General features: G+C 44.9%; 1 protein-coding gene. It reads left to right on the top strand.

The features are described 5' to 3' along the window. A partial coding sequence (gene tuf / locus HT703_RS09265; protein ID WP_172930046.1) for an elongation factor Tu occupies positions 1-947 on the top strand: 947 nt, incomplete at both ends.

The following is a 947-nucleotide window of genomic DNA, read 5'->3' as shown; positions in this document are numbered from 1 at the left end:
ACGTTGACCACGGTAAAACTACCCTAACTGCAGCTATCACAACTGTTTTGGCACGTCGCTTGCCTTCATCAGTTAACCAACCTAAAGACTATGCGTCTATCGATGCTGCTCCAGAAGAACGCGAACGCGGTATCACAATCAACACTGCGCACGTTGAGTACGAAACTGAAAAACGTCACTACGCTCACATCGACGCTCCAGGACACGCGGACTACGTTAAAAACATGATCACTGGTGCCGCTCAAATGGACGGTGCTATCCTTGTAGTAGCTTCAACTGACGGACCAATGCCACAAACTCGTGAGCACATCCTTCTTTCACGTCAGGTTGGTGTTAAACACCTTATCGTCTTCATGAACAAAGTTGACTTGGTAGACGACGAAGAATTGCTTGAATTGGTTGAAATGGAAATCCGTGACCTATTGTCAGAATACGACTTCCCAGGTGACGATCTTCCAGTTATCCAAGGTTCAGCTCTTAAAGCTCTTGAAGGTGACTCTAAATACGAAGACATCGTTATGGAATTGATGAACACAGTTGATGAGTACATCCCAGAACCAGAACGTGACACTGACAAACCATTGCTTCTTCCAGTCGAAGACGTATTCTCAATCACTGGACGTGGTACAGTTGCTTCAGGACGTATCGACCGTGGTATCGTTAAAGTCAACGACGAAATCGAAATCGTTGGTATCAAAGAAGAAACTCAAAAAGCAGTTGTTACTGGTGTTGAAATGTTCCGTAAACAACTTGACGAAGGTCTTGCCGGAGATAACGTAGGTGTCCTTCTTCGTGGTGTTCAACGTGATGAAATCGAACGTGGACAAGTTATCGCTAAACCAGGTTCAATCAACCCACACACTAAATTCAAAGGTGAAGTCTACATCCTTACTAAAGAAGAGGGTGGACGTCACACTCCATTCTTCAACAACTACCGTCCACAATTC

It is taken from the genome of Streptococcus sp. 3874 (assembly GCF_013276425.1).
Taxonomy (GTDB): Bacteria; Bacillota; Bacilli; order Lactobacillales; family Streptococcaceae; genus Streptococcus; species Streptococcus pseudopneumoniae.
This window is presented reverse-complemented; position numbering and strand designations above follow the sequence as displayed.